3 protein-coding genes and 1 pseudogene are annotated in these 4,687 nt (G+C 70.5%); 1 reads left to right on the top strand and 3 read right to left on the bottom strand.

Features of this window, described 5'->3' with window-relative positions:
* Positions 1-69 precede the first annotated feature (69 nt).
* Positions 70-540, bottom strand: coding sequence for a MarR family winged helix-turn-helix transcriptional regulator (locus AB8Z75_RS31890; protein WP_369208128.1), 471 nt, complete (start codon positions 538-540; stop codon positions 70-72).
* A 163-nt stretch (positions 541-703) separates the two neighbouring features.
* On the opposite strand from AB8Z75_RS31890, the pseudogene AB8Z75_RS31885 reads away from it, so the two are divergent.
* Positions 704-2,159, top strand: a pseudogene (locus AB8Z75_RS31885) (MFS transporter).
* Between the two features lie 129 nt (positions 2,160-2,288).
* On the opposite strand, the gene wrbA reads toward AB8Z75_RS31885, so the two are convergent.
* Both wrbA and AB8Z75_RS31875 read right to left on the bottom strand, forming a co-directional pair.
* Positions 2,289-2,909 (bottom strand): NAD(P)H:quinone oxidoreductase, encoded by a 621-nt coding sequence (gene wrbA, locus AB8Z75_RS31880; protein ID WP_369208126.1) that lies wholly within the window; start codon positions 2,907-2,909, stop codon positions 2,289-2,291.
* A 171-nt stretch (positions 2,910-3,080) separates the two neighbouring features.
* A complete protein-coding gene (locus tag AB8Z75_RS31875; protein WP_369208124.1) occupies positions 3,081-4,523 on the bottom strand; it encodes a cytosine permease in 1,443 nt (480 codons plus the stop codon).
* Positions 4,524-4,687 lie beyond the last annotated feature (164 nt).

Here is a 4,687-nt window from a genome sequence, read left to right as displayed (position 1 = left end):
GGGCTTGCGGGGCTCGCGGGGCTTGCGGAAGCTTGCGGGATGGTGCGCCGGGCGGGGTGCGGTCCGGTTTCAGGCGCCGTCGGCCCCGGGGCGTGGCCACGGGCGGCCCTCGATGCGTTCGATGTCGCTGTTGAAACGCCTCAGGTAGGAGGCGAAGTGGGCGATGTCCTCGTCCGACCAGTCGGCCATCACCTTGTCCAGGGCCCGGACGAAGTAGTCCCGCTTCTCGTCGAGCATGCGGGCGCCCTTGTCGGTGATCTGGAACTTGCGCGCCATGCCGCCCGCGGGGTCCGGAATCCGCTCGACCAGTCCTGAACGCATCGCCGCGGCCGTCTGGCGGTTGAGTGTGGAGGCGTCGAGCCCGAAGGCGTCGCTGAGTTCGCCGATGGACATCGGGCCCTGCACGCGGATCCGGCTGAGCAGGATGTAGGCACTCCGCTCCATGGGCGCGTCCTTGCCGCGACCGCCCTTGTGCTGCCACAGCCCGTGGCGGCTCAGCAGCATCTGTTCGTACTCGACTTCGTGGGTGCGGTTGCTCATGTGCCGTGCTGCCTCCTGCTTTCCCTGCGAGCCGTGGGCGCCCGGCGGCGTCGGCTGCCCGACGGCATTCTCTCATAGCTATGTATGGAACACAGGGAATGCATGGGCCACATTGCATGTACGATGCATACCACTGTTCGGCCAGACATCGAGGAGTTCCGGCATGGAGGCCACCAAGCCCTCAGCCCGCGCGGGCGGCGTGGTTGCCACGCTCGCGTTCGCGGGCATCACGGCAGCGATCATGCAGACGCTGGTCACCCCGCTGATCGCGGAGCTGCCGAAGATTCTCGACACCAGCGCGTCGAACGCCGCCTGGGTGATCACGGCCACGCTGGTGGTGGGCGCCGTCTGCGTGCCCGTCTTCGGCCGCCTCGGCGACATGGTCGGCAAGCGCCGCATGCTGCTGGTGTGTGCCGTGCCGCTGATGGCCGGTTCCGTGGTGTGCGCCCTGTCGTCGACGGTGGTGCCCATGATCGTCGGCCGGTGCCTCCAGGGGATGGGGATGGGCATGGTGCCGCTCGGCATCGCCCTGCTGCGCGACGTGGTTCCCCAGGAGAAGCTCAGCTCCTCCATCGCCCTGGTCAGCGCCTCCATGGGGATCGGCGGTGGTCTGGGCCTGCCGATCGCCGCCGCGATCGCGCAGTACGCCGACTGGCGGGTTCTGTTCTGGGGCGCCGCCGGGATGGCGGCTGTCGTCGCCGTCCTGCTCTGGTCCTTCATCCCGGAGGTGCCCGCCGCCGCCAAGGGGCAGCGCTTCGACGGGCCCGGGGCGCTGGGGCTCGCCGTCGGCCTCGTCTGCCTGCTGCTGGCCGTCTCCAAGGGCGGCGACTGGGGCTGGGCCGGGTACGACTCTGGGGCTGTTCGCCGCCGCGGCCGTGGTCCTCGTCGGCTGGGGCGTCTGGGAGGTGCGCACTCAGGATCCGCTGATCGACCTGCGCACCACGGCCCGCCCGCGCGTACTGTTCACCAACGTCGCCTCGATCTTCGTCGGCTTCGGCATGTACGCGAGCATGCTGGTCATCCCCCAGCTCCTGCAGTTCCCGGAGGCCACCGGGTACGGCCTGGGGCAGTCGATGCTCGCCGCCGGTCTGTGGATGGCACCCGGCGGCATCATGATGATGCTCGTCTCCCCGCTCGGCGGCATGCTCACCAACGCCCGCGGCCCCAAGACGACGCTGATCAGCGGCGTCCTGGTCATCGCCCTCGGTTACGGACTGTCGCTCCCGCTGATGGGCACGGCGTGGGGCCTGATGGTCGTCATGATCGTGGTCAACAGCGGGGTGGGGCTCGCCTACGGATCGATGCCGGCCCTGATCATGGGCTCGGTTCCGCAGTCCGAGACGGCGGCTGCCAACGGGTTCAACACCCTCATGCGTTCGCTCGGCACGTCGATCGGCGCCGCCGTGGTCGGCGTCGTCCTCGCACAGATGACGCTCACCAAGGGCGGCCACACCTTCACCTCGGAGAGCGGCTTCCGCACCGGGCTGCTGATCGGGTGCGGGGTCGCGCTGGTCGCCGCGGCCGTCGCCGCCGCGATCCCGGCCGTCCGGCGCACCTCGGGCGGGCCCGACGTCTCGCCGTCTCCCGCCGCCACCGACCCCGCGGCTGTCGACGCCTGACCGCGCCCGGGCGGTGGGACGCCGCGCGCCGCGCACCCACCGCCCCGGAGCAGCCTTCCCGGGCCCCGCGCGGCGGGGCCCGGTGCCCGCGGCGGCGGGGTGGTGGGTTGCGGGTTGCGGGGCAAAGGTTCAGTCGGTGGCGCCGCCGGAGGTGAGGGCGGTGGCGACCTTCACGACGCGCTCGGCCTGGATGCGGGCGGCGGTGCGCGTGGTGTCGTCGACCGGGTTGTTGCCCTGCGCGTCGACGTGGGAGGTGCCGTAGGGGTTGCCGTCACCGAACTTGGCCGGGTCCGTGTAACCGGGCGCGACGAGGATGCCGCCGAAGTGGTGCACCGTGTTGTAGAGGGCCAGCAGGGTGGACTCCTGGCCGCCGTGGCTGGTGGCGGACGAGGTGAAGCCGCTGTAGACCTTGTCGGCCAGCTTGCCCTCCGCCCACAGGCCGCCGAGCGTGTCGATGAACTGCTTCAGCTGCGAGGCGACGTTGCCGTAGCGGGTCGGCGATCCGAAGATCACGGCGTCGGCCCACACCATGTCGTCCGGGGTGGCGAGCGGTATGTCGGCGGTGGCTGCGGCGTTCGCGGCCCACGCCGGGTTGGAGTCGATGGCCTCCTGCGGGGCGAGCTCGGCGGCTCGGCGCAGCCTGACCTCGGCGCCTGCCTGCTCCGCCGCGTGACCGATCTCCTTGGCGATCTCGGCGATCGTGCCGGTGGCCGAGTAGTAGATGACGGCGAGCTTCGTCGGGGTGCTCACGGTGATGTCTCCGATTCCCTCGGTGTCGTCCGTGCGGTCGCCGCCAAGCCAGGGCCCGGGGTGCGGGGGGACTGCGGCGGCTATCTGGTTGAACCTTAAACCATAACGGCCGTCGAGGGGACCGACGTGCCGGCCGCGGGTGAGGGCCGCGTGTGCCTGGACCCGCGGCTCTCATCCCGTCGGCTGCGTCGGCTGCGCCGGTTCCTGCTGTTCGGCCGCCGCCGGCGCGGGAACGGTCAGAATCGTGCGCTCCGGTATGTGGGCCGTGTCCCGGCGGGTCACCAGCCAGTAGAGAGCGGCGGGGACGGCCAGGCCGACCAGCCACGAGATGTCGGCACCGCCGAGCGGCTCCACCAGCGGCCCGGTGTAGAAGTGGGTGGCGAGGAAGGGGAACTGCGCGACGAGCCCGACGGCGTAGACGGCCAGCGCCTTCCACCGCCACGCCCCGTAGCGCCCGTGCGGATCGCTGAGGGCGGGAAGGTCGTAGCGTTCCTTGGCGATCACGTAGTAGTCGACGAGGTTGATGGCCGACCAGGGCGTGAACGCGGTGAGCAGGAAGAGCAGGAAGTCCTTGAAGGACGTCAGGAAGCTGTCCTTCCCGATCAGTGCCACGGCCGTGCCCGCGACCATGATTCCGGCGATGTAGCAGGCCCGGGCGCGCGGCCCCAGCTTCCGTTGGCCGCGGAAACCGCTGACGCCCGTCACCACGGACATGAAGCCGCCGTAGGTGTTGAGGACGTTGATCGTCAGTTTCCCCAGCGCGATGACGAAGTACAGGAACGAGGCGATCACGCCGGCCCCGCCCAGCCCCACCACGTAGCCCACCTCGTTGCCGACGAAGCCGGACCCGGCCGCCGCCGCGGCCAGCGCGCCGAACGTCATGGACCACTGCGACCCCAGTGCCGAACCGCCGAGCGTCCACCAGAACGTGGCGCGCGCCGAGGTGGAGCGCGGCAGATAGCGCGAGTAGTCGGCGACGTACGGGCCGAAGGCCAGCTGCCAGGAGGCTGCCAGGGAGACGGCCAGCAGGAAGAGCGGGAACGAGAAGGTCCGGTCGGCCAGCAGGTCGGTCAGTTCGGCGCGCTGGAGCAGCCGGATGCCGAGGTAGACGAAGGTGACCGCGCACACCAGGCCCGCGATCCTGCCGAGCGCGTGGATCACCCGGTACCCGACGGCGGCGGCCACGGCGGTGATGACCGCGAACAGGACGATACCCGGGGTCTCCCCGAGGTGTGTCAGCTCGCCGACCGCCTGGCCTGCCAGGACGCTGCCGCTGGCGAAGAAACCGATGTACATCACGATGACGAGCGCGAGCGGTACCGCCGCGCCCCGGACTCCGAACTGAGCCCGGCTGGAGATCATCTGCGGCAGTCCCAGCCGGGGCCCCTGCGCGGAGTGCAGGGCCATCACCGCGCCGCCCAGCAGGTTGCCGATCAGCAGGCCGAGTATCGCCCAGAAGGCCTGCGCGCCGAAGACGACGGCGAGGGCGCCCGTCACGACGGCGGTGATCTGCAGGTTGGCGCCCAGCCAGAGCGTGAACTGGCTGAAGGCCGTGCCGTACCGCTCCGCGTCCGGGACGACATCGATCGAGCGCCGCTCCACCACACCGGCCATTGCGTCGCACCTTCCCTTCGCCGGACTGCATGAATGTATTCATGCTGAGGCTCGCGTGAATGGACGTCAATACATTGGTGTGACTTCTGTGTGAGAAGTGGCGCCTGTGGCTTCTGAGGTCTCCGGGCTCGGGCGCGGGGCGCGGGTCTCGGGGTTCCGGGGTT

The sequence above is a fragment of the Streptomyces sp. PU-14G genome (genome assembly GCF_041028275.1).
Classification (GTDB): Bacteria; Actinomycetota; Actinomycetes; order Streptomycetales; family Streptomycetaceae; genus Streptomyces.
Note: the sequence above shows the minus strand (reverse complement) of the source record. Positions and strands in the feature narration are given on the sequence as shown.